The organism is Nocardioides pocheonensis (assembly GCF_003725535.1).
GTDB classification, from domain to species: Bacteria; Actinomycetota; Actinomycetes; order Propionibacteriales; family Nocardioidaceae; genus Marmoricola; species Marmoricola pocheonensis.
The window spans coordinates 191,988-217,163 of the sequence record NZ_RJSF01000046.1; the positions used below are offsets into that span (position 1 = coordinate 191,988).

Consider the following 25,176-nt stretch of genomic DNA (forward strand, 5'->3'; position numbering starts at 1 on the left):
TCGGACCTGCCGCGCGTTGGCCCCCCGGTCCGGGGTCACTGGATGCCGCCCATGCACAGATACTTGACCTCGAGATAGTCCTCAAGTCCGTAATGCGAGCCCTCTCGCCCGACTCCCGACTCCTTGATCCCCCCGAAAGGGACGGACTCGTTCGCCATGAGTCCCACATTGATCCCAACCATCCCGGTTTCGAGGGCCTCGGCGACTCGCCAGATCCGGCCGATGTCACGACTGTAGAGATATGCGGCGAGCCCGAACTCGGTGGCGTTGGCAGCGTCGATGAGCTCGCGCTCGTCGGTAAAGCGAAACAGCGGCGCCAGGGGTCCGAACGTCTCATCACACGACACCAGCGCGTCGCGGGTGACGTCGGCGATCACGGTCGGCTCGAAGAATGCGCCACCGCGGTCGTGGCGCTTTCCTCCGGTGAGAACACGCGCACCCTTTGCTACTGCGTCGGCGACGTGTGACTCGACCTTTTCTACAGCCTGGGCGTTGATGAGCGGCCCCATCGTCACCGCGGGGTCAGCGCCGTCGCCAACGTGCAGCTGCTCGACCCGCTTCACCAGCTCCGCGGCGAACTGTTCATAGATCGAGTCATGCACGTAGAAGCGGTTTGCACCAACGCATGCCTGACCGCTATTGCGGAACTTCGAAGCCAGGGCACCTTCCACTGCAGCCTCGATGTCCGCATCGCCGAAGACGATGAATGGCGCGTTCCCACCCAGCTCGAGCGCGAGCTTCTTAATGGTGCTTGCGCTCTGCTCCATCAGCATCTTGCCAACTGCTGTCGAGCCGGTGAAGGAAAGCTTGCGAACGACGGGATTCGTAGTCAACTCGCGACCCATGTCCTGCGGGTGACCGGTGACGACATTCAGCACCCCCGCGGGGATGCCCGCGCGTGCGGCCAGTTCGGAGAGCGCGAGCGCCGAGAATGGCGTCTCTGTTGCTGGTCGCACAACCATCGTGCAGCCGGCTGCCAGCGCAGCACCAGCCTTGCGCGTGATGATTGTGTTCGGGAAGTTCCACGGTGTGATGGCAGCGCAGACCCCGACCGGCTGCTTGATCACGGCGATGCGACGGTCGTGTGCCGGCGTCGGAATCGTCTCACCGTAGGCTCGGCGCGCCTCCTCCGCGAACCACTCGATGAATTGAGCACCACTGACGACTTCCGACAACGCCTCGAGGTAGGGCTTGCCCTGCTCGGCAGTCAAGATCCGCGCAAGGTCCTCTTGGTTGTCGATGATCAAGTCGAACCACGCCCGCAGCAGTCGACCCCGCTCTTTGGCAAGGAGTGAGCGCCAATGCGGCAGCGCAGCCTCCGCGGCTTCGATCGCCCGGCGTGTCTCCGATGCGCCGAAGTACGGCACCCGGCCGACCTCTACTCCTGTGGCCGGGTTGGCGACCGCGACGGTTTCTTCGGAGTCCGCGGCCACCCAGTGGCCGCCGACGTGACACAGCTGACGCAGAAGGGTCGGGTCTTTGAGGATGAGCTTAGTTTCCATCGGACTCCCCCGGCAGCGCGGGCATCGCTTCGGCACTAAGCGGCCCTGACTTCCAGGTGTCGTGAAAGTTGGCCGGGTACGGATACCAGATCGCGCGGTACTGGGGCGTCTCAAGCTCCGTGTCGACGCAGATGAGCGTCGGACGACCGGAGTCGAGCGCAGCCTCCAGGGCCGGGCCGAACTCTGACGCCTTCGTCACATTTACGCCCTCGGCGCCCATCGCCTGTGCCATAGCCGCGAAGTCAGGGCCCCACAGCTCTTCTTCGCCGACCTTCCGGTAGTCACACATCGATTCGCGGCCATAGACGCGCAACATGGTCTCGCGTTCGATCTGGAGGGAGCGGTTATCCATGACGATCCAGACGATGGGCAGATTCAGCTCAACCGCGGTCGGCACGACTGTGGCGCGCATCAGGAACGCGCCGTCCCCGAGTAGCGCGATAGCGGGCTGGTCGCCGCTGGCCATGCTTGCGCCCAGGACCGACGCGGCACTCCACCCCATTCGGTGCATGAACCCGGAGTGCACAACGTGGCGCGAGGAGGCCGGCAGGAAGGATGGACCGAAACTGAGCATGTGACCGGTGTCGAAGTGAATCGACGCATCAGGGCACTTCTCAGCAACGATTCGCGCTGTGTCCCACGTGACGCGGCCATAGTGCAGCGGTGCGATGTCCGAAGTTCGGATCTCTTCGGTTTGAGCGAGCCATGCAGTCCGCTTTTCGTCGAGGACGGATGTCCACCCGGTCTGCTCAGCCACCTCCCCCTCCCTAGCCGCTTGCGTCATCGCTTCCAGACCGAGCCGCGCGTCGGAGGTCATGGCGACCGCAGTGGGATAAGCGCGACCCAGCTCGCTGGTGTCGATGTCGATGTGGATGAGCTTCGTATTTGTCGGGATGTCAAACAACGTCCACGCGCCGGTATCGATGTCGGTGAAGTGGGTGCCCACCCCGATCACGACGTCGGCGTTCTGCGCGGCGTAGTTGCCCTGACCCGTACCCGCGCGGCCAATACAGCCCAGCGAGAGGCGGTGGTCCTCGGGGAAGGCCGCCTTGCCGGATGGCGTCGTGGCGACGGGGATGCCTGTCGTCTCAGCGAACTCGAGCAGTGCATCCCAGGCCCCAGAGTTCGCGATCCCGCTTCCGACCACGACCGTGGGCCTCTGAGCGGCCCTGATGATCTCGATTGCCTCGGCCACACCCTGCGGATCTGGCGCTGGCGGGCGGTGCATCATGTATGGCGTCGGATCGGGAAGGTCATCGTCGATGAGCGTGTTCTGAATGTCGAACGGGATCGCCATCACCACTGGTCCAGGCCGGCCGGAGTGAGCGGTCTGGTACGCACGGAGAAACATGTCGATCGCAGTGTCCGGCCGGGTGACCATGAGCGACTTCTTGGTGATGGGCTTCATGACCCCGACCCAGTCCTCAGGGCCATGCCGGTAGAACTCTTCGATACCGCCTCGGTCGAACCAGTGGGTGGCCCCAACGCCGACAAGGATCAGCATGCCGATCGACTCATAGTAGGCCGTGGCGATCGGCGGAACGGTGTTCATGTTGCCCGGCCCGACGCTCGTGGTCACGATGGGCAGCGGAGGCTTCCGCGTGCGGCGCCAGTAGCCATCGGCGAGCTCGATCGCGTGGTCCTCGCTCCGAACTGCGACGCTGCGGATGTTCGTCTCGTGGACGAGCGCGTCCAGCAGCGCCCAGTTACCGTGTCCATTGAGCCCGAACGCGGCTTCAGTGCCCATCTGCTCCAGCAAGCGCGCAATGGCCTGGGCAACTGTGATCTGTCCCATGATGTCCTTCTCGGTAGTGCCAGTTGGTTCGTACGGATTGATCACTGTGGGATCACCCGCGGTGCCCTCGAGCGTTGTTAGTCCTGGAAGATCGAGGTGCAGGTGGGAAGCACCTTCACCGATGGGAGAGCGTCTACCTTCTGGAGGAGGTCGAACAGCTCGCGCGACTCTGAATCGGTGTGCGTCTTCGCCGTGCACTCGCGGAACTTGCCCCAAAGCTGCTCTGTCGTGAGCGGGTCGCTCGCATGCCCAGGGATCGTGGCGATGGGACCGCTCTCGAGAACCTCGCCGCTCTTGAAGCGCAGAGTCACGGACTCGGTGGGTGAGAAGACCGGGTCGCGCTCGTCGTACTCGTCGACAGGGACGAGCCTGACCTTCGGAAAGAAGGCTTGGATGTCCGGCCGTTGGACGACCTCATCGGCAAGTTCCGGCACGCCCATCTTGCCTAGGATCACCGCCGCAGCGATCCCGAACTGACCGCTGAACTCAGCCTCCCAACGCGTCTGCGGACGCTCATACACAAGGCAGGTGACCTGGCCCCTGCCCATGCGCACCTCCACGGACTCGACCTCATCCGGATCGACGTCCCGGCCGGCGAGCATGGCAACGGTTCCGTTGAAGGAGCGGTGCAGGAAGTAGCAGGTGGGGTGCAGCTTGATAAGTAGCTTGTGTGTCGGGAGATACCACTCCTTCCCCAGTTTGGAGTCTGAGGTCAGATCCGGCTCCCTTTGGGTCGAATAGGCCATCAAGAAGCCCTGCGGGTTCTCAATCGCGTCGTGACCAGCGGACATTCCGGCAGCAGCAAGACGAGCCGCTTCCAGGCCACCTCGCGCGGCCAGGCCGGCGTGGTAACCCTTCATCATGGAGCCGAAGTTGGAAAACAGCCCACCGGCGTAACTGCCGGCGATTGCGACGGCGGCGGCAGCACGGTCTGCGGGCAGCCCACGGAGCACCGCACCAGCGGCAGCTGCGGCCATGGCTCCGAAAACCGACGTCGGGTGCCATCCCTTGGCGTGGTAGCTGCGATCGCGCCGCCACAGCTCGCACCACACCTCGTACCCTGCTACGTATGCCGTAACAACGTCGCGACCGTCCGAGCCCAGGAACTCGGCTTCAGCCAGGATAGCCGGCACGAGCACCGCGCTGGGATGTCCTGACATCGACTGGTCGTCGTAGTCGAGCGAGTGTGCGATGGCCCCGGCAAGGAGCGCTGCTTCTGGCGCGGCGACGCGCTCGGACGACAGGCACGACCGCGCCTCCGCCGCGCCCAGCGGCCGCGCCAGAGTTTTGCGGACGACCTCGGCCACCGGCTGATCGATGCCGACCATGATGACCGCAACGGTGTCGGTGAACGCGTCGCGGACCATGGGAAGGACCTCCGGCGGTAGGTCGTCGTACGTCACCGAGGCGAGGAACTCGCCGATGTCAGAAGTCAGTGATCCCACCCGATGTCTCCTTATATGACAGGTCCGCGACTCGAACTCGACAGACATCTGGGTGTCGGACTGCAGAACCCGAGACCCTCTGTGATGTGTTCGGTATTTCGAAGGACCATTCGTGATTGCGTAGGAATGTACGCGGCTGAAGAGGTCTGGTCAAGCCGAGATGCCGACCGCTTGGGAACCACCTGCGGCGGGCGCGCCCTGACGAGACAGGTGGACGTCCCGGCATGCACTGGGCCACTGCCGCTTGTCGACGCGAAATTCCTCGACTCGAGGCCGGGTGTGCTTCCTTACGCAATCGCGAACACAAATGCGGTATCTTGGACGAGGTGTTTCAACCGCAACCGGCGCTCTAGAGCCGCTTGGCGCCGCCGTAGGAGCAAGTGGAGCCCCCATGATCGAACAACTCATACCGCCGGGCATGCGCAGCGTCCTCGGTCCGCGCATGCAGGTCGGCATGGTCGTGCGCGACCTCGAGGTGGCGACAGAGTTCTGGGCCCAGCACCTCGGGATCGGCCCATGGATCGCCATGAAGAGCTCGAGCGCCGACCGACGCTTCGTTCATCGGGGCGCGGAGTCGCCAGTGGAGATGGAGCTGGCATTCTCGTACGCCGGAGACACTCAGCTCGAAATCATCGCCCAGACCAACGATGCTCCGTCACCCTACAAAGAGTTCCTGGATGAGGGACGCGAAGGAGTCCATCATCTCGGCTTCTGGCCCGAAGACTTCGAGGGGTCGTGTAGCGCGCTGCGGTCAGCTGGCTTTGAGGAACTGTTCGCGCTCTATCTCCCGGACGGATCTAGCAATGTGACCTACTACTCGAGTCCCGCGTTCATCGGCTTGGTCGTCGAGCTCGCACCGATGACGCCGTTTCGGCGGAAGTACATGACCGCGATCGAGAAGCTGGCGCAGTCCTGGGACGGCAGCCATCCGCTACGTCGGTTCGGCTCACGAGAAGAGTTCATCGCATCGGACGACTTCCGGCGCGTGGAGGGTGAGGGAAAGTGACGGTGGACACGCCCGGCGCCTGGATGAGCCAAGAGCAGAGCCCGGCATCATGACGTCGGCTGATAAGCACCGCGCAGTGACCTTCATCAGAGTCCCAGCCTGGCACGACGCCCGGACGCCGCAGTACGAATACTGGTACGACAACGTCCACATCCCCTTGCGCATGCGACAACCGGGATTCCTCGGAGCGCAGCGGTACGAAACGCTTCTGGGGCGGCAGCGCTACTTCGTGCTGTACGAGCTGGCGGATGCCACGGCCACGGAATCGCCGGAGTACCTGGCCCTTCGCAGTTGGGAGGCAGCCCAGCCCGCCGACAGCTTCGAGGCCCCGGCTACTAGCAGGCCGGGATTCGAGCGAGGCATCTACGACCAGACGGCCGGCCCGTCCTGGCCGGACCCGAGCCTCACCGCACCGGTGGCTCATATCGCGGGCTTCCAACCCTCGGAGATCAGCGAGGAAGAGTTCTTGAAGAAGCTCGAGCTGATGTATGGCACTCTGTTCCGAGCGATCCCGCAGATCGCTGCCGTGCGCCTGTTCAGGCTCACCGGCCACAGCTTCAGGGGCAGTGCCAAGAAGACTCAAATGCACACGCGCTTCCCTCGTGTCATCGCGATTTCGTACCTCGCCGAAGAGTCGGTGATGAACGCAGCCAAATTCGCGGAGGTGCAAAGGGACGCCCGGCTCCTGGAGAATCAGCGCGACCACGAGCCTTACCTGATGGTCGGTCGGCTCAAGCACACAGCGTTCGGCGCCGCTGGGTGAGGTTTCAAGACCACTCTCGATCACCGGAGGGCGGCCAGAGCCGGCCATATCGCTCCGCTCACCCTGCACCCGCTCCGCTGCCCATCACAGGCGCGGGGGCTTGCGGCCCATCGCAGCAACGATTCAACCCATGTTGGCCAGGGCCTCGAGGTGCCTGCCGCCGTGAACAAACCGATATCCCGCACCAGCGGTGGTCATAGCCTCCCGAGGACGTCGCGCTGGAAGGCCTGCATCTCTTCCACGACTACCTCGGCTCGCTGATGCTCGAAGCGGAAGTCGATGGCAGTGACACCGAGGTCACGCACAACGTTGAGATCAGACGCGAAATCAGCATCGCCGCCGGCAAACAGGCGACGCGTCCCGTCGCTCGCCGTCGGGGATAGGCGATGTCCATGCTCGGCGACCCGCAAGGCGATGTCGATGGAGCCCGGGTCGCGGCCAGCGGCTTCCGCAAGGTCCCGAAGTCGTCCGATACCGGCCTGGAGTCGATCGACAGTGTCCAATGGCTTCGACTGGTCGTTCATCATCGGATACCACGCGTCCCCCAGCCGGGCAGCGCGGCGCATCGCGGGACCACTCATCCCCCCAATCCACAGCGGCGGGTGTGGTCTCTGAGCCGGCTTGGGCTCCAAGCCAATGCCGTAGACCTGGATGTGCTCGCCTTCGTACTCGACGACCTCCTCAGTCCACAGCAGCTTCATGACCTCCAGGTACTCATCGGTGACACGGCCCCGCCTTTCGAAGGCAGGAGCGCCCAAGGCTTCGAACTCGTCCTTGATCCATCCGGTTCCCGCCCCCACCGTCACCCGCCCACCTGACAGCACGTCGATCGTGGCCAACATCTTGGCTGCGAGAACGGGCGGGCGATAGGGCACCACCATGACCGCCGTCACGAAGCGCAAAGCGCGAGTGCGGCCCGCAAGAAAGGCAATCGTCGTGACCTGTTCATGACAGCGGCCGTAACCGATATCGGTGTCGCCTTCGTCGCTGTTGTTGTACTTGGCCCGCAGAGACCGCTGGACAACCATGTGGTCGAAGACAGTGGTGTAGTCGAAGCCAAGCCGCTCCCCTTCCATCACCAGATCGGCGAGCTCTTGCGTATCAGTCATGGCACGGGGCGTTCGAACATCGAATCCGATGTGCATCGGCGCGGGCTCCTTCTGCAAGTAGGTCCAGGGACGGCACCGCGTTCCCGTCGGAACGGCCAGCGGCGCGCGCACTGCACTGTCCCTTCTAGAGTAGCGCGGCGTTCTCTTTTACGTATGCTAGGTCTAGATGATGAACACATCGTCAGCGTCCAGGGCCTCGCCCTAACCTCTAATCCTGCCCCTCGTCCACGACAGTTTGAGGATTGCGACGCTCCAACAGCCACACTGCCTGCAGGAGATATAGATGATCACCCTGGGACTCGAGTCCGCCGTCGTGCCAGTGACCGGAGCCGCTTCCGGCATCGGCCTGGCTATCGCCGAGCGACTGCGCTCCGAGGGCGCGACGCCTCTGTTGATCGACGTGGACGAGTCTGGGCTGCGCGACGCAGCAGAGAGGGTGTACGGCGCCGACTCGAATCCGCGCTACACCTACCCTGTCGATGTCAGCGACTCGTCGGCGGTCGATGCTTGCTTGGCGGAGATCGGCGTTGACCATGGCCCCATCTCGCACGCGGTCGCCAGTGCCGGGATACTCGGCCCCTCCGATGCTCTTGGCCTCACCGATGAAGTGTGGCATCGCGTGATGGACGTCAACCTTAACGGGGCGATGTACTTCTGCCGGGGTGCCGCACGACAGCTCGCTGACCGCGGCCGCGGAGGATCGATTGTGACGATTTCCTCGCTGGGAGGGCTTGCGGCGCGAGAGAACCGGGTGAGCTATGTCGCGTCCAAGGCTGCGTTGATCAACCTGACCAGGGCGTTCGCCCTGGATTTAGGCCATTTGGGCATTCGCGTGAATTCGGTCGCCCCTGGGCTCGTCGACACGCCGATTCAGTCCAACAACCAGGATAGGTTTCGGGAGCTCGCCGAGACCGTGCCCCTGCGGCGCATCGGGACCCCGGACGACGTAGCAAAGGTGGTCATGTTCCTGCTTTCGGATCTGGCTGGCTACGTGACCGGAGAAACGGTCGTTGTCGACGGGGGCCTCGTGGCGAGGTACAGGTGACCGGACTGGACACGGGATCGGCACCATGTTCGTTATCACGAATCTCGACGTGATATTATGAACGCCCGGGAACTCGGCGGATCGCCCTGATCACCGCATGGAGGCGCGTGGTGGATGTAGATCGCTATGAACAAGGCGTCCGCATTCGGCGCGAGGTACACGGTGACGAGGTCGTCGACGCTATACACGACGCCACCGATGCGTTTTCGCAGCCGATGCAGGACCTCCTCAACGAGTATTGCTGGGGAACGGTCTGGAGCCGCACTGGCCTGGATCGGCGGAGCCGGAGCATCCTCAACATCGGGATGTTGGCTGCGCTGAACCAGCCTGATGCGCTTGCCGGACATATGCGCTCCGCTCTGAACAACGGGGTCAGCTGGACGGAGATCCGTGAGTGCCTTCTTCAGGTTGCGGTGTACGTCGGCATGCCGGCCGCGCTCGCCGCGTTTGAGGTCGCGCGAAAGGTTCGAGCGGAGACCGATGCGCTTGGCTGACTGCCTAGCTAGGCATCCAGTGCAGTCGATCTTGGCAGGCGGACCAGCCCCGGTCTCCGGCTGGGACAGCCTCCAGCTAGCCGCGGTACGACCGAATCCCAGGCCGTGCGACGGATCTTGCGCGGTTGAAAGACGCGCTCCAGTAACGGAAGGGTCTTAATGAAGTACCTCGTCCGTGAGTACGCCGACGACGACCTCGACCACGTGTTGCACCTGTGGGACGAAACAGCCTCGCTCGGTCAGCTGAGCATCTTCACAGTGGGCGAGTGCCTGGCCGCACTACAGGCCCATCATCCGGCAACCGTCGCGATCAGCGACGGCAGGCTAATTGGTGTCGCCGTGGCACGTGTCGACGATGACCGCGCGTGGATCATGCGGATCGCAGTACACCCCCAACGCCGCGGGGAAGGGGTTCCCAGCGCACTTTTAGGCAGCCTTGAGCGCCTGCTCCTCACACGAGGGTCACGACGAATCGCTTACGTCCTTCCCCACGAAGAGCGCATAGCCGAAGGCCTCACCAAGGCGGGCTACAACCGTCACCCTGCGATCGCCTACTACGAGAAGCGCGAGGGCCTCGGCCCCGGAGAAGCCTCAATGCTCGAAGTTCTCGGAGGCCAGGTACTTCCGGCGGGCCTCTGGGAAGACCTCTCCGGGATGAAGTTCGAAAAGGAACTGATCGAGTCACGCATTGTTGCCCCTCTCCAACACCGTGAGTCCGCTCGGGCGAACGGGCTTGAGCCGCCACGGTCGGTGGTTCTCTTCGGCCCTCCTGGGACCGGAAAGACCACCTTCGCTCGTGCGATCGCCAGCCGCTTGGGTTGGCCGTTCGTCGAGATCTATCCGTCCCGCCTGACGGCGGAATCTGGTGGGCTCGCAGCGGGACTGCGAGGCACCTTCGAGTGTGTCAGCCGGCTCGAGAAAGTGGTTGTCTTCATCGACGAAGTCGAGGAAATCGCGCCTGAGCGCACGTTCCCCCCTCTGGGTGAACCAGGGAGGGGAGCGCACGGTGTTGTCAACGAGATGCTCAAGATCATTCCCGCTTTCCGGGAACGCGACGCTCGCCTCCTCATTTGCGCCACGAACTCCGTGCGGAGTCTGGATCGAGCGTTTCTTCGCCCGGGACGGTTTGATTACCTCATCCCCGTCGGGCCTCCGGACGACGAGGCACGTGCGGCAATGTGGTCACGCCTGGTCCTGCGAGCGGAACGGTTGGACGTCGACATCGACCGCCTAGTCGCAGCGTCGAACTCTCTGACGCCAGCCGACATAAGTCAGTGCGCTCAGGCTGCTGCTCATCAAGCATTTGCCCGCGAGATGCGTGGCGTGGGCCCCAGCGGCGCCCGAGGCGCAACGACGGAGGACTACCTCCATGCACTCGCCCAAGTGCGGCCAAGCGTCTCCGAGGAAAGCATTGCCCAGTTCCGACAGGACATAGACCAGTTCGCCCGGACCTGACGCCAACCTGACGAGCCGCGGCGTCGCAGCGGTCGTGACCCAGTGCTTCCTAGTCGCTTCCTAGTCGCGCGGAACCGTCGTAGTGCCGGCGGCCTGCGCGAGCTCCGCAATGCGCCGCCCGGTGAAGTGGGTGATGCCGGGCGGCTGGGAGGACATGCCAGCGTCGACGGGGAACACCGCGCCCGTGATGTAGCGGCCTGTCTCAGCCGCGAGGAACAGCATCGCATCGGAGATCACTCGTGGTTCGATCCAGGGAATTGGCAGCTGGTTCACCGAGGTGAGGACATACTCCATGTCCTTGTACGTCGGGTTCTCGACGCCTGGGACGAACCTGGTCAGGTTGGCCTCATTGAGAATCAACGGCGTCGCGACGTTGGTCGGGCACACGAGGTTTACCCGGATCCAGTGCGGCGAAAGGTCGGCCGCGAGGCACTTCGTCAACCCGACCAGTGCGTGCTTAGCCGCGGTGTACCCCGCGTTGTTGTAGATCGGCACCAGGGAAGCCGCCGAGCCGGTGATGATGATCGAGCCGCCCTCGTTCTTGAGGTACGGGACAGTTGCAGACACGGTGCGGAAGACCGCGTTCAGGTTGATCGCGACCACAGTATCGAACACCTCGTCGGTGTCTTCGTCCTCGAGAGTATGACCGCGACCGATTCCGGCGTTCGCGATGACGGTGTCTAGCCTGCCGAGCTCGGTGACTCCTTCGGCCGCCGCCTCACGCAGTTGAGCACTGTCCCGAGCGTCCGCGCGCAAAGCCACGCACCGGCGCCCGAGGTTCTCCACCATCTTGGCGGTCTCCTGCAGGTCCTCGGCGGTGCCCAGTGGATAGCGGACGAAAGGAATGTCCTCGCAGATGTCGAGGGCGATGACATCGGCCCCTTCCTCGGCGAACCTGACTGCATGCGAGCGGCCCTGGCCGCGAGCAGCACCTGTAATCAGGACGACCCGCCCATCCATCTGTCCCATTCCTGACACTCCTCACCATGAACCGCCGCGGCGACAAGCCACACGCGCCTGCTTCCCCAACTGATAGAGCCTCTTAGGTAGAGCGTCCGGTCCGACGGGGCAGTCCAATGCAGATTCATTAATACGAATCGCAAAACCGTATATCGAACTCGTGGCTTGCGCAAGCAGCGCAGGACGGTCCGGCTTGTTCCCCCGTGTCGCCAGCTCGTTCGCTATGATGAACACACGCGGTCGTCTTCCACGCCGAGGCCTTCCGCGTGCAATCGGCATCGAGAAAGTGACGGAAACCACGAATGAGCGTCTCTCAGGGTCGCGAACCCTCCCCGGCCGGCGAGCACCGCACGGTCGCGCGCGTCATGTCACTGCTCGAACTGGTCCTCGCGAGCGATCCGCAAGGGCTGCGACTGGGCGAGTTGTCGAACGCGATCGACGCGCCGAAATCGTCCGTGCATGGTCTGACGAAGGGCCTCGTAGCAATCGGATACCTCCGGGAGGAGGATGGCCGCTACATCATCGGACCTGCCATCTCGACCCTGCTGGCCGTCGGTCCGAGCTCGCTTCCCTCCATGTACCGCCATGCAATGGAGGACCTCACCGAAAGGTGGGATGAAACCACGATGCTCGCGACGCTCGTCGGCGAATCTTTGGTTTACCTCGACGCCGTCGAGCCTGCCGCCTTCATCCGGGCTGCCCCCGAAGTCAACAAGCGACTTTCCTTGTGGCCAAGAAGTTCCGGCAAGTGCTTCGTTGCGTTTATGGACGAGCGCAAGCGCAACCTGTACCTCCGCCGCAACAAAGAAGCCCCGACCGACTCGCCCGAGCTCCGCGCCGAGCTTGAGGAGATCAGACAGACAAACCTCGCAAAGAACGTCGGAGGCTCCCACCAGGGTCACCTAGGCATAGCAAGCCCCATCCACCTCGGGGGCGGACCGGTGACCATTGCGATCGCGATCGTCGGGCCGCTAGCGCGAATGGAGGACAAACTCGACCAGATGTCCCGGGATTTGGTTGAGACCGTGCAGTCACTGAGTCCGAGCTACCAAATGAATGGTTCAGCCAGCGGGCGGTAGTTAGTGTCGACCGCTCGCGCGGCGACCCGAGAGCAGCCGAGTGGAAGTGAGTGATTAGTGGCAGAGATCCTGTCGCAGCTTCCGAGCGAATACCTGATGGAGCATTCGCCACAAGCCGGAGCAGCACTGCGCGAGCTGCGAGACGCGCTGGTGTCTTCGGGCCCCCTCGATCGGCGAACATGCGAGCTGATCGTCATAGCTGGCCTCGCCACCGAAGGATTCGAGGACTCGTTCAAGGTCCACGCACGTCGACTCATCGCCCTCGGAGCGACGCCGGAGGAGATGAAGCACGCCGTGGCAGTAACGCTCGGAGCCTCCTCAGTGCTGTTCCAGGTGGCCCGCGCGATCACGTGGATCGATGAACTCAGCGAGGCCGCGCCACCTGACTCGGACCCGTCAGACGCTCGATCAACCGCTGACCAATAGGACCGCGTTGACGATTCCACGAGCCGGACTTCTCTCCATATAGGAACTGTCGTACGATATTCCGCACTCAACGGACGAACGGCAGCCACGTGACCCCTGACTCATCGCTAGTGTCTTCGATCGACGACGTGCTCGGCGGAAAGGACGCCGTTACTCTCATCCAGGCCATCTCGCCGACTGCGCTAGCCGTGGTCGTTGATTTCTTTGCGGCGCCGGCCGCGAGCGGGAACCTGACCGGTCGCATGAGGGAGCTGTTGCTCCTAGCCATGCATGCCACCCCCACATCTCTGGACGCACAGGCGGTCGAGCGCCAAGTCAGGCGTTCGCTCGATGCCGGTGCGACGCCGGCCGACGTTGTCGATGTCCTCCTGACCACGGTCGGCGTCGCGAACCATGCGCTCTACGCCGCCATGCCGATGTTCGAGGAGGAGCTCGCTCGTGCCGGCATGGAGCTCGAAGAGAGCGGGTCGCTCGACGAGAGGTTCGAGTTCGCTAAGCAAGAGTTTCTCGACGCCCGCGGGTTCTGGAACGCCGACCGCGAGCGGTTTGCCCGCCTGATGCCCGCCTACTTTCACGCCGTCTGTCGCCTGTCGGTCGAGCCGTGGAAGAACGGGTCGCTCACGATCAAAGAGCATGAGCTCGTCTGCATCGCCATCGACTGTGTCGTCACTCACGGGTACGAGCCAGGACTGAGATTGCATATCGGCAGGGCAATCGCTTCCGGCGCAACACCCGGTGAAATTCTCGAGGTGTTCCAGATTGCCGGCACCCACGGGATCGAGAGCCTTGCCTTGGGTCTGCGCGCTCTCACCAACGTCGCGGAGGTCAGGCGCTGACCGGCAGGAGACAGTTCGCCGCTCGCACGCGTGCATCGCCTGAGAGCTGGCTACGAACCATTAGATCCCTCCCCTCGTTATTGCAGCCTTCTCAGGAAGCACGTTCTTGCCAGGATCGGAGTCGACATGGAGCTAATCAGGCCCACCGCAGGAACCGAATCCGAGCGGTCGCTCGGACCGTTCACCGGAGACATCTGGCGGGACATGTTCCATGTGGGACACGAAACGGTGGTGGGAAGCGTGCACTTCACACCGTGTGCCCGCACGCACTGGCACCGGCACCCGCACGGGCAGCTGCTCATTATCGTCGCAGGCGAGGGCCTCGTCGTCGATGACGAGCAGACGTTGCGCGTCAGCGTAGGCGACATGATCTACACGCCCCCCGGAGGACGTCACTGGCACGGCGCTTCCGCAGACCGGTTCATGATGCACACCGCGATCACTTTCGGAGGGGGCGCTGTGACCTGGGAGGACGAGGTTTCGAACACCGAATACGAGTTGGCAGCAGGGGTATCCCCGCATCTCGACTCCCGTCCGTAGTCGGCCGCCCTCCGCCCGCGTTCGCGCTGGTGGACTGGGAGCGTTCGTGATATCGTATGCCGAGGCGTTATTTTGAACGCCGATCTCTACCGTGCATCGCTTCCCACGTCGGTTCGGGAGATGTGCTGCCACAAAAGGTCGATAGGAAGCCTACGAACTTGCGATCGCGTCAACGGCCCAACGATCGGAGTCCGGTGCGCGTCACGAGCGCCATGGCGATATTGCTTGCGGCGTTGACCATTTGCGCGCCCATCTCCATGGACCTGTACCTGCCGGCATTGCCTGCCCTGACGCGCGACCTTGGGACAACCACATCGGCCGCTCAACTGACCATCACGGCATGCCTCACCGGACTTGCGCTCGGTCAGGTGATTACGGGGCCGCTCTCCGACCGTTTTGGAAGGCGACGACCTTTACTGGTCGGCCTGGCCGCTTTCGTCCTCGCGTCGGGTGCTTGCGCCTTGAGCCCGTCAATCGAAACGCTGATTCTTGCCAGGCTGGGACAGGGCTTTGCAGCCGCGACGGGTATCGTCATAGCTCAAGCCTCTGGCCGAGACCTCTACTCAGGTCAACGCCTGCTCGAGTACTACAGCAGACTCGCCGTCCTCGGTGGACTCGCAGCGATAGTAGGACCGGTGCTCGGAAGCCATGTCGCACGGTTGACGGGGTGGCGCGGCATGTTTCTGCTTCTGTGCCTCGTCGGATCGGTTCTCTTGGCGGCGTCTGCGCGGGTCGCTCGCGAGACGTTGCCCCTCAGCAGTCGCACCGGTCCCGGACTACATGTCCTGCTAGGGCGATTTCATGGCATGGCCCGCGATGGGCTCTTCATCGGCGCGGTGATCACGATGGGAGGTATCCAGGCGGCTTCCTTCGCGTACCTAGCGGGCGGCACCTTCATTCTTCAAGAGATCTACGGTCTCTCAGCGCAGGGTTACGCCTTGATCTTTGCTATCACAGCGACCGGGTACATGTCCTTCGGGTCGCTCTCCGCTCGATTGTCAGTCCGCTGGTCGGAAATGGCCGTGCTGGCCTTGGGATTGACCTTGGCCGGTCTGGCAGCCGCTGGTCTCATTCTGGCGGCCTTCGCGCACCTCCCCCTACTGTGCATGACGGTTCCGATGTTTGCACTGCTTAGCGGGGTGGGTTTGACCGTTCCTCCGACCACCTCGCTGGCAATGGGCGGCTATCCCCATCTGGCGGGAACCGCGGCGTCAGTGCTGCAAGCCGCAAGGTTCGGCTTCGGCGCGTCGCTTGTGCCACTCGTCGGCATTGCGGGACCAGAAGACGCTCGACCCTTCGCGATCATCGTCGCTTCGGGCGTTGGAACTGCATCGCTCGCCTACATAGCCCTGATGCGCCCGCGGTTCTCGAACTCCATCGAGCAGGTCGAGTCCGCACGTGCCTAGAGGTGGCTGATGAGTCACGCCACTGAACTCACCGCACCGTTCGCTTTCGACAGTTCTCGCTCACGCTTGGCCGCTTGTTGGCCAGGATTGGGCAACGGGAGCACCGGCGGTGGCGGCGGAGCTCCAAATCGGTGCCGCTTCAGCGCCTGAATGGCTCGCCTCCACTGTCGCCGATCTACACCGAAACCTCGTGGCGCACCCCTATTTCGGCACTGCGGATCGAGACGTCGACGGCCCGACGCTCGCTCGACAGCTCGGGTTCAGGTCGCTCGACGTGCTGCCAAGCGTTGGCCCGCGGCTGTCTCCCAGACGTCTTGGGCTTCCTCTCGAACCGCGGCCACCCACCTCATTTCGTTGCCCATGTTCCGGCGTACGGTCACCGACTGCAGTTAGGTTCAATGCACGGAGGGGAGGGTGCAGCGTGTGCAGGGGTCGGAGGCGGCGTAGAAGGAGTTCAGCTTCAGTCCGGGTTGAGCCGGATGTAGGTGCCGCTGGCGACGAGCGCGTCGGGGCCGCTTGACCCACTCCTCGTCGGAGCCGGTGCACCATTGGTCGGCGTCCGCTGGTTGAGCTCGGCGATCTCGGCAACCAGGCAAGGATGTCCTCGTGTGCGGTCGGCTGCTGCATGTTTGAGGCTCGGGCACTTGAGAAGGGCTCCGTTTCGTTGTCAGCGACGGCTGAAAACTGACCCCGGAGCGTCGGCCGAATTTTGACCCCCTTCGAACTCCCACTTCGTCGGGGCGAGTCGGAGAGTGCGCGGTCGAGGGCAGCCTCGCGTGCATCGCGACGCTAGCTGCCTCTATGGCATCAGTGGGAGCGACCCTTGCCCTTGGGCGTCCTCGTAACCAGTCCTGATTGACATCAGATCCACTGCGTGCCGATCGAGACGGAGATCCTCATCGGTCTCTGGCATCCAGGAAGGACACGGCACGACGCGGGAGCCCTCGAACGCGACGAACACCGTCAGACATTGGGTAGCCGTAAGCATTTCGTCTCCGCGTACATCGTTCGACCTGACGTGGACGGCTATGTGCATGCTCGAGGTTCCAGTGTGGATCAGCCGAGCCTCTACTTCGACTAGGTGGCCGATCGGAATCGGGCGAAGGAAGTGCGTGCCGCCGACGAAGACCGCAGCATTTTCCACGTTCCCGGTCCATCGAGTGACGAGCGCGTGCGCTGCTTCGTCGATCCATCGCATCACGATTCCACCATGAACCTTGCCGCCCCAGTTGACGTCGCTGGGAGCAGCGAGGAATCGAAGCAGGACTCTGGGTGCAGTGCCCTCCGCGGTGTAGGACTGAAGGCGTACCCGCTGCTCAATATCCGTGCGCAGGTGGTTGTGCACCGCCACCCGAGAAGCGGCCATCTCCTGCTCCACAGAGTTGGGAACCCAGCTTGGAACTGGCACAGGACGGCGCTCATCGTCCACCGCAACAAAGGTGATGTAGCATCGGGCGGCCGCCGAAAGAGTGGCTTCACGTGGGTCACCAGACGCGACTGTCACTTCGATGTGCATCGAAGACCTGCCCGTAGAAACCAAGCGGGCCGTGGTTTCTACGAGGTCTCCGACTCGTACTGGTCTGGAAAAATTCACATGCCCGATGTATGCCGTGACCGCATATTTACCGCTCCATGAGGTTGCGACGGCGTAACCAGCTTTGTCGATCCACTCTTGAACGCGGCCTGCATCGATGCCCCCGGAATAGCCTCGGTCGGCCGGCGCGGCCAGGTGTCGAAGGACCGCCACACCGACGTGACCGGCGCCGTACGCAATGGGCTCCGTCATGCTGCTACGTGCGCGAGACTCGCCGGTCCGGGCGCTACATGCCCGTCAGGGAAGATGGCTCCGCCGTCCTCGAAGCGAATCACGCCGTTACACAGAAGGCACCAACCCTGCTCCGAGTGATCCACCGCGACATACGCAGTCATTGCCGCGCGCTCGTCTGCGGTAGGGCAGTGCGGGTTGTGATGGCATAACATCGCTTCTCCTCTCTCCCGTTTAGGTCGCTTCGTGCGATCGCCGGACGGACAACTACGTCTGATCACGGCTCGGCGGTTTACGCAAGCGGTTCCGAAATGCGTGCTCCAATCAGCGGATTTGTTCGTATTTACGCTTGGCCGTTCGTTATCAAGGATATGATGTTCAGCCACTGCCGTCTTGTCAAGGTTGACGGAGCACCCGTCTAGGCTCAGCGCAGGATCGATCAGGACACACGAGGTATTGGAGGCGATTACCGCCTTCGCGGCAGCGCCTGGGAAGTTGAGTCCAGCAAAGTGGTGGTGTACGACGTGGTGACCCGTAGTTGCGTGTAGACGTGGGCGCGGTCATCGTGGCGCCCTTCTTCGAGTGGGTCGTCGAAGATCTCTCTAACAATCACGCGGTGACCGCGCCCACGTCGACGACCGGGTCAGCGTCACCACGTGGCACACCACTCTGCTGGACGCAACTCCAGGGTCCACCTACGGCGACTCGAGTTGGTCCGATGTTGTGTCGGACCTGTCCACTTGCGTGGCTGACGACTCAGTTCGCAGGACCGCCTGCGGTGGACGTGTACCGGCATCTGGAGTTGAACCCCATGAGGTCCCGCGCGAGCCAGCGGGACCTCCGACTGATCGGCGCATCAGCGGTCCCAGGGATCTGCTCTTCGGGCCACGGCAACCGTCTCGTGCTCGGGGCGATCTGGACGATGAAGCACCAGGTGTCGAGGGCCGCGACATGTTCGGCCCCCGCCCGCAGAACTGCCGAGGAATGGCCCCAGCCCATGACGATCGTCCGGCATCGGCATCGGCGTCGCCGACGTTGACATGCGCTATCGGCCGACTACCCGACCCGTGGCGTTCCCCCATCTCTGCGTGCGTGCGCGGGCGCGAGTAGGCCGAGGCGAGAGCACCGCCGTTCCCTCTGCGGGGGTGAGACGAAGGGCACCTTTGGCCCGGCTGGGTCGAGGCCCCAAGCGGGCCGATTGGCCTAACTTCGTCGGATCCGAACAGGCCTTGCCCCCGGAAACCTCCCGGCCAAGGCAAACCAAGAAAGCGAGGCAGCCATGGACAACGACACGAGCAGCACGACGATCAGCGCCAGCCTGCGCTTGATCCTGGTCGACTTGGCCCGACGTGAGGAGGAGCTCGCAGACAACGAGGCCGCGCGCACGCCGTACTGGGCCACATGCCCCCCATCGGTGATCGGCCACCGTACAGCCGCTGCGGCGCTGCGCGCCGAGGCCGACTACCTGGGTCTCGTGGGCTGAGGAGGACGTCATGCACACCGTCTTGCAGCAGAACCAAAGATACCTTCGTGACGCATTCGGGTGCCCGCTCCGTGATGGCGCGTGCGTGCTCGACGCCGACCGGCAGGTCGGATACGTGCGACTCGAGTTCGGTTCCCGCCGCGGCCCGGATTCGGCGTACTGGGATGGCTGGTTTAGCGTGACGCCTTCACGGGCCGGTCACCCTTTGAGGGGGAAAGTCATGCGCGGATCCCTGGTCCAGCTCATTGGGAGCGCGGCATGACCTGGAACACCGCAACCGTCCCCTCTGATGGTCTTGCCGCATTGCTGACCATAATTCGCAGTCGCGGCGGGACGGTCACGAGGAGCCAACCTCAGCCGCATGGCGTCTGCGTGACCTGGACGACGCGAACGAATTGAGCCGGTCGAGTGAGTACCGCGAAGGCGCGACATTGACGCCCTGTCGACGCTTCGCGGTCCCCGACCCCATTGGTCCTCACGCGACGGATTCATCGTTGGAATTCGGCTGCTCGGGACTATGACGTGGTACACGTCCGGTCCTAGCATTCAAGTGCACCTGTGAGGCACGGAGGTCCGAAACGATGCCGTCAGAGATCCTTTCCACGGTTCAGGTTGGTGGCCTGGAGCTTTCACCAGGTGACCACGTATGTGCGTTCTATCCGACGAAGGTCGAACGGGACGAGATTCTGCTTCCGTACCTGGTGGAAGGCATGCATGCCGGCGCAAAGTGCATTGCCGTTCTCGACGCCGACGACGGTGCGGACATCGTCGATGAGCTGGCTGCTGCGCTCGGGCCGGAAATTCCTGCTCCGGACCAACTCGCCCTCCACACCTCCGGTGACACGTACCTTGCCACTGGCTCGTTCAGTACGGACGCGATGTTGGACTTCTGGGAGAAGTCGGTGGGTGGCGCCTTCGAGCACGGATTCTCCTTCGCCCGGGTCGCGGGGGAAATGACGTGGGCCTTGAGCAAGCTCCCTGGCGTCGAACAACTTGTCGGGTACGAGGCGAAGCTCAACCGGTTCCTGCCGCGATTTCCGCAGGTGATCTTGTGCCTGTACGAACTCGAGCGATTCGATGGCGAAGTGCTGGTCGACGTGCTCAAGACGCATCCGAAGGTACTGCTTGGCGGAATGCTGCTCGCCAATCCCTACTACATCGAGCCGGATGAATTCCTCGCAAGCCGCGAGCCATGACGACGACCGCTCCCCGGCCATCAGCCACCCTCGAGACGGATCTCCGCAACCAGCTGTCGAACCTCCAGGGTCTTCTGATGCTGTCCATGCTGATGACCCAGAGCGGTGACGGCGAGAAAATACTGCACCTCGCCGAGACGTCAGTTCCTTCCTTCGGCCGTTGTCACCTCGTCGGCACGATGATCGACCGTCACTGGATGCCCGCTCATTCCGCCGAGTTGTCACCGCAGCAGCAGATCGAGGTGGGCGTGCTGGCCTCGTCCTTGCCGCCGGGCGGAGGCGAGCTCGATATCCCAGGGCATACCTGGGCAAAGGCGCTCCCCCTTAGGAGTCTGAAGAGCCATGTCGGCTTTCTTGTGGTGGGTGCACGAGAGCATCTGCCAAGCGGCAGCGAGCAGTTCCTTTTCCAAGTGCTCGCCCAGCAGACCGGTATCGCACTAGTCAACGCACAACTACACGCCAGCGAGAGATCGACTGCTGCGCAGCTCCGAGAGGCTAACGAGACCCTGGCCGAGACGGTGCGCGTCCTGGAACGCACGACTGACATCCATGTGCGATTCACTCGCGTCGCGGCAGCCAACGAGGGCCAGGACGGCATCGCTCGTGCCCTTTACGAGCTCACCGGGTTCCCGGTGGCGGTCGAGGACCGTTACGGGAACCTGCGAGCCTGGGCGGGGCCCGATCGGCCCGACCCGTACCCAAAGGACCCCGGGGCCCGGCGCGAGCAGATGTTACGGCGGGCGATGAAGGAAGGTCGACCGATCCGGGAAGGCGGGCGTCTCGTGGCGATCGCGAACCCAGCGTCCGACGTGATCGGGGTGCTCGCACTGATCGATCCTGGCAGCCAGGCTGGTGATCAGGAAACCATCGCCATGGAGCACGGCGCCACTGTGCTAGCAATGGAACTTGCCAAGTTGCGCAGCCTTGCCGAGACGGAGCTGCGGTTGCGCCGGGATCTTGTCGACGAACTTCTCGCTGGGACTGATGAGACCAGTGCGCTGGCCCGCGCTCAGGCGCTCGGGCACGACCTCGAGAGGCCGCACCGGGTGGCGGTCATCGAAGGCAATGGTCGCGTGCATGATGCGAACGCATTCTTTATGGCGGTTCGTCGGGTGGCCCGCCAGCTCCGTGCCGGGTCCCTCATGGTGGCTCGCGGGGAGACCGTCGTCCTGCTGTCCGACTGCGAAGTAGCGTGGGAGAAGTTCCGTGACCAGGTGCTCACCGACCTGGGAGGCGGCCGATGTCGCATCGGCGTGGGCGATTTCTGCCAGCGGCCGGCCGACTTTCCGCGCTCGTACCACGAGGCGCAGCTCGCGCTGCGGGTACAGCGCACCGTCAAGGCCTCGGACCGCGCCACGACGTACGCCGATCTCGGTGTGTACCGCATCCTCGCCGAGGCCGAGGACCCCGATACCGTTGACCGCTTTGTACAGCGCTGGCTGGGGCGCCTACTCGAATACGACGCGCAGAAGGGTGCGGAGCTCGTGCACACCCTGAGCCGCTATCTGGAGTGCGGCGGAAGTTATGAAGCCACCGCCAACACCTTGGCCGTACACCGCAGCACGTTGAAGTACCGACTGCAACGGATACGTGAGATCTCAGGCCTCGATATCGGTGATCCTGACATCGCCTTCAACCTCCAGCTCGCAACACGCGGCTGGGAGACGGTACGGGCGCTCAAGGCCTGAGATCCCACGCTCGGCCGCAGTTTTACCGACCGTACCGAGCCCAGTGCTCGGCGAACAGGTCCTCTTCGGTAACCACCACGGGGTCGATGGGACGCGAGACCCACGTAAGGTTGACGAAGTGTCGGGCGTTGACGTTCTCCGTAGTGATATTGCCACCCCATGTGCCGCAGCTAAGGCTGAGCGTGAACGGCAGACCGTTGCGCGGACTGCCAGCCCCCTCGTTGAGGTTCTGGTTCACCATGACCCGAGCGGTTCGTGTTCCATGCGCCAAGGCGTCGACATGGTCAGCGCGTGCGGTGTGGATACCGCAGGTGTGCCCAAGACCTTGGTAGCCGGTGATCTCATTGACCAGCCTCACCGCGTCGCGGATGTTCCCGTGGTAGCGGTATGCGGTCAGAACGACTGACAGCTTCTCTCCTGAGAATGGGTGGTCGTGGCCGACGCCGTCGTCCTCGACAATCAGGAATGTTCGGTCCGCAGCGACGGTGAAGCCAGCGAGGGCCGCGATGGTACCGGCCGGCTTGGCGATCACGTCGGGCGTCGGGATGTGGCCGTCGTCGGGCCACATGGCCGACTGCAGCGCCTGCTTCTCAGCCGACGAGCACAGGTGGCCGCCCCGAGCCTGGAGCTCGGTGAGCAGCTCGTCGTAGACCGAGTTCGCCACCACGATGCTGTTGTCGGCCAAACAGCTGGTGGCGTAGTCGAACGTCTTCGCTGCCACGATCGCGGTGGCCGCGTCGGCGAGGTCCGCCGTCTCGTCGACCACATGTACCGAGTTGCCCACTCCGACGCCGTAGGCGGGCGTGCCGGAGCTGTACGCGGCCTTGACCATCGCCGCGCCGCCGGTCGCGACCACGAGGTCGGCCTGCTCCATCAGGCGCTGCGTCTTCGCGATCGAGGGTTTCCTCAGTGTCTGGATCAGGTCCGCCGGGGCACCGAGCTGCACGCAGGCCTCACGCATGAAGTCCACGACCGCCGCCGTGGTGTCTTTGGTCCGCGGATGCGGCGCGACAACGATCGCGTTTCGTCCCTTGATTGCGAGCAGCGCCTTGAGTGGCGGCGTAGCGTCCGGACCCGTCGTCGGGATAAGTGCAGCAACAACCCCGACCGGTTTCGCGATCTTGACAAGTCCTCGGGCCGAGTCCTCCTCGACCACACCAACAGTGCGGACACTGCGCATGTCAGCCAGTACGCCGAGCACGCGCTTGTTGATCTTGACGACCTTGTCCTCGTAGTTGCCGAAACCGCCCTCGTCCACGGCCAGCTTCGCCAGGCTTTCGGCACGGTCTTGACGCGCCACAGCCCAGGCGATGCCGGTGCACAGCGCGTCCACCTCTTCTTGGGTGTAGTCGGCGATCGCCGCCTGGGCTGCGCGAGCGCGGGCAACGACCTCGTCAACCTCACGTGCCGCCTGATCCTGCTTCTCTTGTGACATCTCCACTCCTGGGTCGTCGAGCTACGCCTTGACGGCACCAACCCTGCATCGAGCTCGGCCGGCGCGGATCGACTGCTCAAGACGAACTCCGTAGCGGAGTTCAGCCCGTCAGGACATCGCAGGACCTAGGACCGACAGCCGATGGTGGATTGAGCGCGGCCGACCGCTGAGGAGGTCACCAATGCAGTTGAACAACGTCACCCTCGGAATTGCGGAGTGGCGAGACCTCATACGCCGGGTCGAGATCGGCGAGGTGCGCGAGCCGCTTGTCAACATCGACGACTCCGACGCCGCGCCTTGGGACGCGATCTTCGTCGGTGGAGGCGCCGCCGGTCGCTTTGGCGCGGCGTACCTGAAGGCCATGGGCGGGCGACCGCTCGTCGTGGACCGTTGGCCGTTCCTGGGCGGGTCGTGTCCACATCAGGCATGCGTTCCGCACCACCTCTTCTCCGAAGCAGCACGGGAGCTTGACTACATGCGCTGGAACTCCGGGACGCTGTGGTTCCCGAAGTTCGACGACTCGACTGCGAGCATTCTCGATCTGATCTCGCTATTTCGGTCCGGCCGCGCCGCTGCGCACGCGTTCATGAACTGGCAGACCAAGGAGCAACTGGGCGTCGAGTACGTTCTGAACGCAGAGGCGACCGTGATTGATTGCCATACCGTCAACGTTGCCGACGGCTCGTACACGGCACGAAACCTTGTGCTCGCCACCGGCGCCCAGACCGCACACCCGCGAATCCCCGGCATCCGCAAACGCGGTGTCTTCGATTTCGCGAGCCTGATCGAAGATCTGGACTACGAGCCCACCAAATGTGTGATCGTTGGCGGCTCGAAAGTGGCCATGGAGTACGGCTCGTTCTTCCAGGCGACGGGGTGTCAGACGACGATCCTCAGTCGCAGTCCGCTGATGCGCGGCACATCTCTTCACCACGTCGATGAAGATCTGCGCATTTTCGTGGTCAGCGGCATGCGCGCGCGTGGCCTGACCGTGCATGAGGACAGCGCCACCCTTGAGATTCTTGGCGACGAGCACGTCGAAGGTGTTCGAGCGCGGCTCGCCGACGGTGCAGAGATCGTGCTCGACACGGACTTCGTGCTTCTCGCGACCGGAGAGCTGCCAGCTACAGCAGAGTTGGTGAGAACGTTGGGCATCGAGCTGGACGAACACGGGTTCGTCGAGGTGGACACCCAGATGCGCACGTCCGTTGCCGGCGTGTACGCCGTCGGTGACCTGATCGGCTCCCCGCTCGAGATGTTCAAGGCACGTAAGTGCGGCATGACCGCCGCCCGCAACATCATGGGAGAGCCATACACCTTAGACCTCTCCCAGTACCCCGATTTCCTGCACACCACCTACGAGGTCACCTGGGTCGGGCTTACCGAGCAAGAGGCGCGTGAGAAGTACGGTGAAATCATTGTCATTCAAATGCCACCGAACGGGCTCGACCAGCCGATCCCGCTTCCACTGGCAGAGGGCTCGATGCTCTACGCATTCACCCGGCCAGAGATCACCGGCTACCAGAAGGCCGTGTTCGATGCCCGCTCGAGGCGTCTGGTCGGCGCACACCATGTCGGGTTTGGCGCCAAGGACGCGTTCCAGTACCTCGATCATCTGATCAAGCGCGGGATCACGATCGATGAGCTCGGCGAGATGAACGAACTGTTCCTCAATCCCGAGCACTTCATCCAACTCTCACGTTTGCGGGCAGGCCAGCATGCTCTGCATGACCTATGAGCGGTCAGGA

The 25,176-nt window shown here is 63.5% G+C and carries 22 protein-coding genes; 14 read left to right on the forward strand and 8 right to left on the reverse strand.

Annotation, left to right across the window (positions count from 1 at the left end; genetic code table 11):
* Positions 1 to 35: 35 nt before the first annotated feature.
* The 3 genes from EFL26_RS20495 to EFL26_RS20505 all read right to left on the reverse strand — a co-directional run bounded on the left by EFL26_RS20495 (position 36) and on the right by EFL26_RS20505 (position 4,742).
* Complete coding sequence (locus tag EFL26_RS20495; RefSeq protein WP_123224767.1) at positions 36 to 1,502, reverse strand: NAD-dependent succinate-semialdehyde dehydrogenase; 1,467 nt, start codon at positions 1,500 to 1,502, stop codon at positions 36 to 38.
* Positions 1,492 to 3,297 (reverse strand): thiamine pyrophosphate-binding protein, encoded by a 1,806-nt coding sequence (locus EFL26_RS20500; RefSeq protein ID WP_123224768.1) that lies wholly within the window; start codon positions 3,295 to 3,297, stop codon positions 1,492 to 1,494. Before EFL26_RS20500 ends, EFL26_RS20495 begins: the two co-directional genes overlap by 11 nt.
* A 77-nt stretch (positions 3,298 to 3,374) precedes the next feature.
* Positions 3,375 to 4,742 carry an MmgE/PrpD family protein gene (locus tag EFL26_RS20505; protein WP_183408298.1) on the reverse strand — a complete coding sequence of 456 codons (1,368 nt, stop codon included), beginning with the start codon at positions 4,740 to 4,742 and terminating at the stop codon, positions 3,375 to 3,377.
* 391 nt (positions 4,743 to 5,133) lie between these two features.
* Between EFL26_RS20505 and EFL26_RS20510 the strand changes: the two genes are divergently transcribed.
* Together EFL26_RS20510 and EFL26_RS20515 are read left to right on the forward strand one after the other, a co-directional pair.
* The gene (locus EFL26_RS20510; protein WP_183408299.1) at positions 5,134 to 5,748 is read left to right on the forward strand and encodes a VOC family protein; all 615 of its coding nucleotides are present in this window, start codon (positions 5,134 to 5,136) and stop codon (positions 5,746 to 5,748) included.
* A 76-nt stretch (positions 5,749 to 5,824) separates the two neighbouring features.
* Positions 5,825 to 6,511, forward strand: coding sequence for a DUF4286 family protein (locus EFL26_RS20515; protein WP_123224771.1), 687 nt, complete (start codon positions 5,825 to 5,827; stop codon positions 6,509 to 6,511).
* A 194-nt stretch (positions 6,512 to 6,705) separates the two neighbouring features.
* Here EFL26_RS20515 and EFL26_RS20520 read toward each other — a convergent pair whose 3' ends face one another.
* Entirely contained in the window at positions 6,706 to 7,656 is a 951-nt protein-coding gene (locus EFL26_RS20520) for an LLM class F420-dependent oxidoreductase (RefSeq protein WP_123224772.1), read from the reverse strand.
* A 247-nt stretch (positions 7,657 to 7,903) separates the two neighbouring features.
* Here EFL26_RS20520 and EFL26_RS20525 point away from each other — a divergent pair, with 247 nt between their 5' ends.
* From EFL26_RS20525 to EFL26_RS20535, 3 genes are all read left to right on the forward strand, one after another.
* Positions 7,904 to 8,665: an SDR family NAD(P)-dependent oxidoreductase gene (locus EFL26_RS20525; protein WP_123224773.1), complete on the forward strand. Its 762-nt coding sequence runs from the start codon at positions 7,904 to 7,906 to the stop codon at positions 8,663 to 8,665.
* 107 nt (positions 8,666 to 8,772) lie between these two features.
* Positions 8,773 to 9,159, forward strand: coding sequence for a carboxymuconolactone decarboxylase family protein (locus tag EFL26_RS20530; protein WP_221177082.1), 387 nt, complete (start codon positions 8,773 to 8,775; stop codon positions 9,157 to 9,159).
* A 159-nt stretch (positions 9,160 to 9,318) separates the two neighbouring features.
* Positions 9,319 to 10,614, forward strand: a complete 1,296-nt coding sequence (locus tag EFL26_RS20535; protein WP_123224774.1) for an ATP-binding protein — start codon at positions 9,319 to 9,321, stop codon at positions 10,612 to 10,614.
* Positions 10,615 to 10,674: 60 nt separating this feature from the next.
* Here EFL26_RS20535 and EFL26_RS20540 read toward each other — a convergent pair whose 3' ends face one another.
* The gene (locus EFL26_RS20540) at positions 10,675 to 11,583 is read right to left on the reverse strand and encodes a mycofactocin-coupled SDR family oxidoreductase (protein ID WP_123224775.1); all 909 of its coding nucleotides are present in this window, start codon (positions 11,581 to 11,583) and stop codon (positions 10,675 to 10,677) included.
* Between the two features lie 293 nt (positions 11,584 to 11,876).
* Between EFL26_RS20540 and EFL26_RS20545 the strand changes: the two genes are divergently transcribed.
* The 5 genes from EFL26_RS20545 (at position 11,877) to EFL26_RS20565 (ending at position 15,861) form a co-directional block, all read left to right on the forward strand.
* Positions 11,877 to 12,653 (forward strand): IclR family transcriptional regulator, encoded by a 777-nt coding sequence (locus tag EFL26_RS20545; protein WP_123224776.1) that lies wholly within the window; start codon positions 11,877 to 11,879, stop codon positions 12,651 to 12,653.
* 57 nt (positions 12,654 to 12,710) lie between these two features.
* Entirely contained in the window at positions 12,711 to 13,079 is a 369-nt protein-coding gene (locus EFL26_RS20550; RefSeq protein WP_123224777.1) for a carboxymuconolactone decarboxylase family protein, read from the forward strand.
* A gap of 110 nt (positions 13,080 to 13,189) precedes the next feature.
* Entirely contained in the window at positions 13,190 to 13,915 is a 726-nt protein-coding gene (locus tag EFL26_RS20555; RefSeq protein WP_123224778.1) for a carboxymuconolactone decarboxylase family protein, read from the forward strand.
* Between the two features lie 126 nt (positions 13,916 to 14,041).
* Positions 14,042 to 14,455: a cupin domain-containing protein gene (locus tag EFL26_RS20560; RefSeq protein WP_123224779.1), complete on the forward strand. Its 414-nt coding sequence runs from the start codon at positions 14,042 to 14,044 to the stop codon at positions 14,453 to 14,455.
* Between the two features lie 194 nt (positions 14,456 to 14,649).
* Positions 14,650 to 15,861 carry a multidrug effflux MFS transporter gene (locus EFL26_RS20565; RefSeq protein ID WP_221177083.1) on the forward strand — a complete coding sequence of 404 codons (1,212 nt, stop codon included), beginning with the start codon at positions 14,650 to 14,652 and terminating at the stop codon, positions 15,859 to 15,861.
* A 799-nt stretch (positions 15,862 to 16,660) separates the two neighbouring features.
* Here EFL26_RS20565 and EFL26_RS20570 read toward each other — a convergent pair.
* Together EFL26_RS20570 and EFL26_RS20575 are read right to left on the reverse strand one after the other, a co-directional pair.
* A complete protein-coding gene (locus EFL26_RS20570) occupies positions 16,661 to 17,647 on the reverse strand; it encodes an acyl-CoA thioesterase (protein ID WP_123224780.1) in 987 nt (328 codons plus the stop codon).
* On the reverse strand, positions 17,644 to 17,841 hold the full coding sequence (locus EFL26_RS20575) for a DUF5999 family protein (protein ID WP_123224781.1): 198 nt from the start codon (positions 17,839 to 17,841) through the stop codon (positions 17,644 to 17,646). The genes EFL26_RS20570 and EFL26_RS20575 overlap by 4 nt, the downstream gene beginning before the upstream one ends.
* 1,064 nt (positions 17,842 to 18,905) lie before the next feature.
* Here EFL26_RS20575 and EFL26_RS20580 point away from each other — a divergent pair.
* The 3 genes from EFL26_RS20580 to EFL26_RS20595 all read left to right on the forward strand — a co-directional run bounded on the left by EFL26_RS20580 (position 18,906) and on the right by EFL26_RS20595 (position 21,993).
* Entirely contained in the window at positions 18,906 to 19,109 is a 204-nt protein-coding gene (locus EFL26_RS20580) for a hypothetical protein (RefSeq protein WP_123224782.1), read from the forward strand.
* Positions 19,110 to 19,690: 581 nt separating this feature from the next.
* A complete protein-coding gene (locus EFL26_RS20590; protein ID WP_123224784.1) occupies positions 19,691 to 20,305 on the forward strand; it encodes an MEDS domain-containing protein in 615 nt (204 codons plus the stop codon).
* Complete coding sequence (locus tag EFL26_RS20595) at positions 20,302 to 21,993, forward strand: PucR family transcriptional regulator (protein ID WP_123224785.1); 1,692 nt, start codon at positions 20,302 to 20,304, stop codon at positions 21,991 to 21,993. The genes EFL26_RS20590 and EFL26_RS20595 overlap by 4 nt, the downstream gene beginning before the upstream one ends.
* Positions 21,994 to 22,015: 22 nt before the next feature.
* Here the strand turns inward: EFL26_RS20595 and EFL26_RS20600 are convergent, their stop codons facing one another.
* Positions 22,016 to 23,428 carry an aldehyde dehydrogenase family protein gene (locus tag EFL26_RS20600; RefSeq protein WP_123224832.1) on the reverse strand — a complete coding sequence of 471 codons (1,413 nt, stop codon included), beginning with the start codon at positions 23,426 to 23,428 and terminating at the stop codon, positions 22,016 to 22,018.
* Between the two features lie 181 nt (positions 23,429 to 23,609).
* Between EFL26_RS20600 and EFL26_RS20605 the strand changes: the two genes are divergently transcribed.
* Complete coding sequence (locus EFL26_RS20605; RefSeq protein WP_123224786.1) at positions 23,610 to 25,166, forward strand: FAD-dependent oxidoreductase; 1,557 nt, start codon at positions 23,610 to 23,612, stop codon at positions 25,164 to 25,166.
* Positions 25,167 to 25,176 lie beyond the last annotated feature (10 nt).

Coding starts and splice junctions, on each gene's coding strand:
- EFL26_RS20540 (WP_123224775.1), bottom strand. CDS start 11,583: ATGGGACAGATGGATGGGCGGGTCGTCCTGATTACAGGTGCTGCTCGC.
- EFL26_RS20535 (WP_123224774.1), top strand. CDS start 9,319: ATGAAGTACCTCGTCCGTGAGTACGCCGACGACGACCTCGACCACGTG.
- EFL26_RS20520 (WP_123224772.1), bottom strand. CDS start 7,656: ATGCACATCGGATTCGATGTTCGAACGCCCCGTGCCATGACTGATACG.
- EFL26_RS20605 (WP_123224786.1), top strand. CDS start 23,610: ATGCAGTTGAACAACGTCACCCTCGGAATTGCGGAGTGGCGAGACCTC.
- EFL26_RS20595 (WP_123224785.1), top strand. CDS start 20,302: ATGACGACGACCGCTCCCCGGCCATCAGCCACCCTCGAGACGGATCTC.
- EFL26_RS20570 (WP_123224780.1), bottom strand. CDS start 17,647: ATGACGGAGCCCATTGCGTACGGCGCCGGTCACGTCGGTGTGGCGGTC.
- EFL26_RS20500 (WP_123224768.1), bottom strand. CDS start 3,297: ATGGGACAGATCACAGTTGCCCAGGCCATTGCGCGCTTGCTGGAGCAG.
- EFL26_RS20575 (WP_123224781.1), bottom strand. CDS start 17,841: ATGTTATGCCATCACAACCCGCACTGCCCTACCGCAGACGAGCGCGCG.
- EFL26_RS20495 (WP_123224767.1), bottom strand. CDS start 1,502: ATGGAAACTAAGCTCATCCTCAAAGACCCGACCCTTCTGCGTCAGCTG.
- EFL26_RS20600 (WP_123224832.1), bottom strand. CDS start 23,428: ATGTCACAAGAGAAGCAGGATCAGGCGGCACGTGAGGTTGACGAGGTC.
- EFL26_RS20545 (WP_123224776.1), top strand. CDS start 11,877: ATGAGCGTCTCTCAGGGTCGCGAACCCTCCCCGGCCGGCGAGCACCGC.
- EFL26_RS20560 (WP_123224779.1), top strand. CDS start 14,042: ATGGAGCTAATCAGGCCCACCGCAGGAACCGAATCCGAGCGGTCGCTC.
- EFL26_RS20525 (WP_123224773.1), top strand. CDS start 7,904: ATGATCACCCTGGGACTCGAGTCCGCCGTCGTGCCAGTGACCGGAGCC.
- EFL26_RS20510 (WP_183408299.1), top strand. CDS start 5,134: ATGATCGAACAACTCATACCGCCGGGCATGCGCAGCGTCCTCGGTCCG.
- EFL26_RS20590 (WP_123224784.1), top strand. CDS start 19,691: ATGCCGTCAGAGATCCTTTCCACGGTTCAGGTTGGTGGCCTGGAGCTT.
- EFL26_RS20580 (WP_123224782.1), top strand. CDS start 18,906: ATGGACAACGACACGAGCAGCACGACGATCAGCGCCAGCCTGCGCTTG.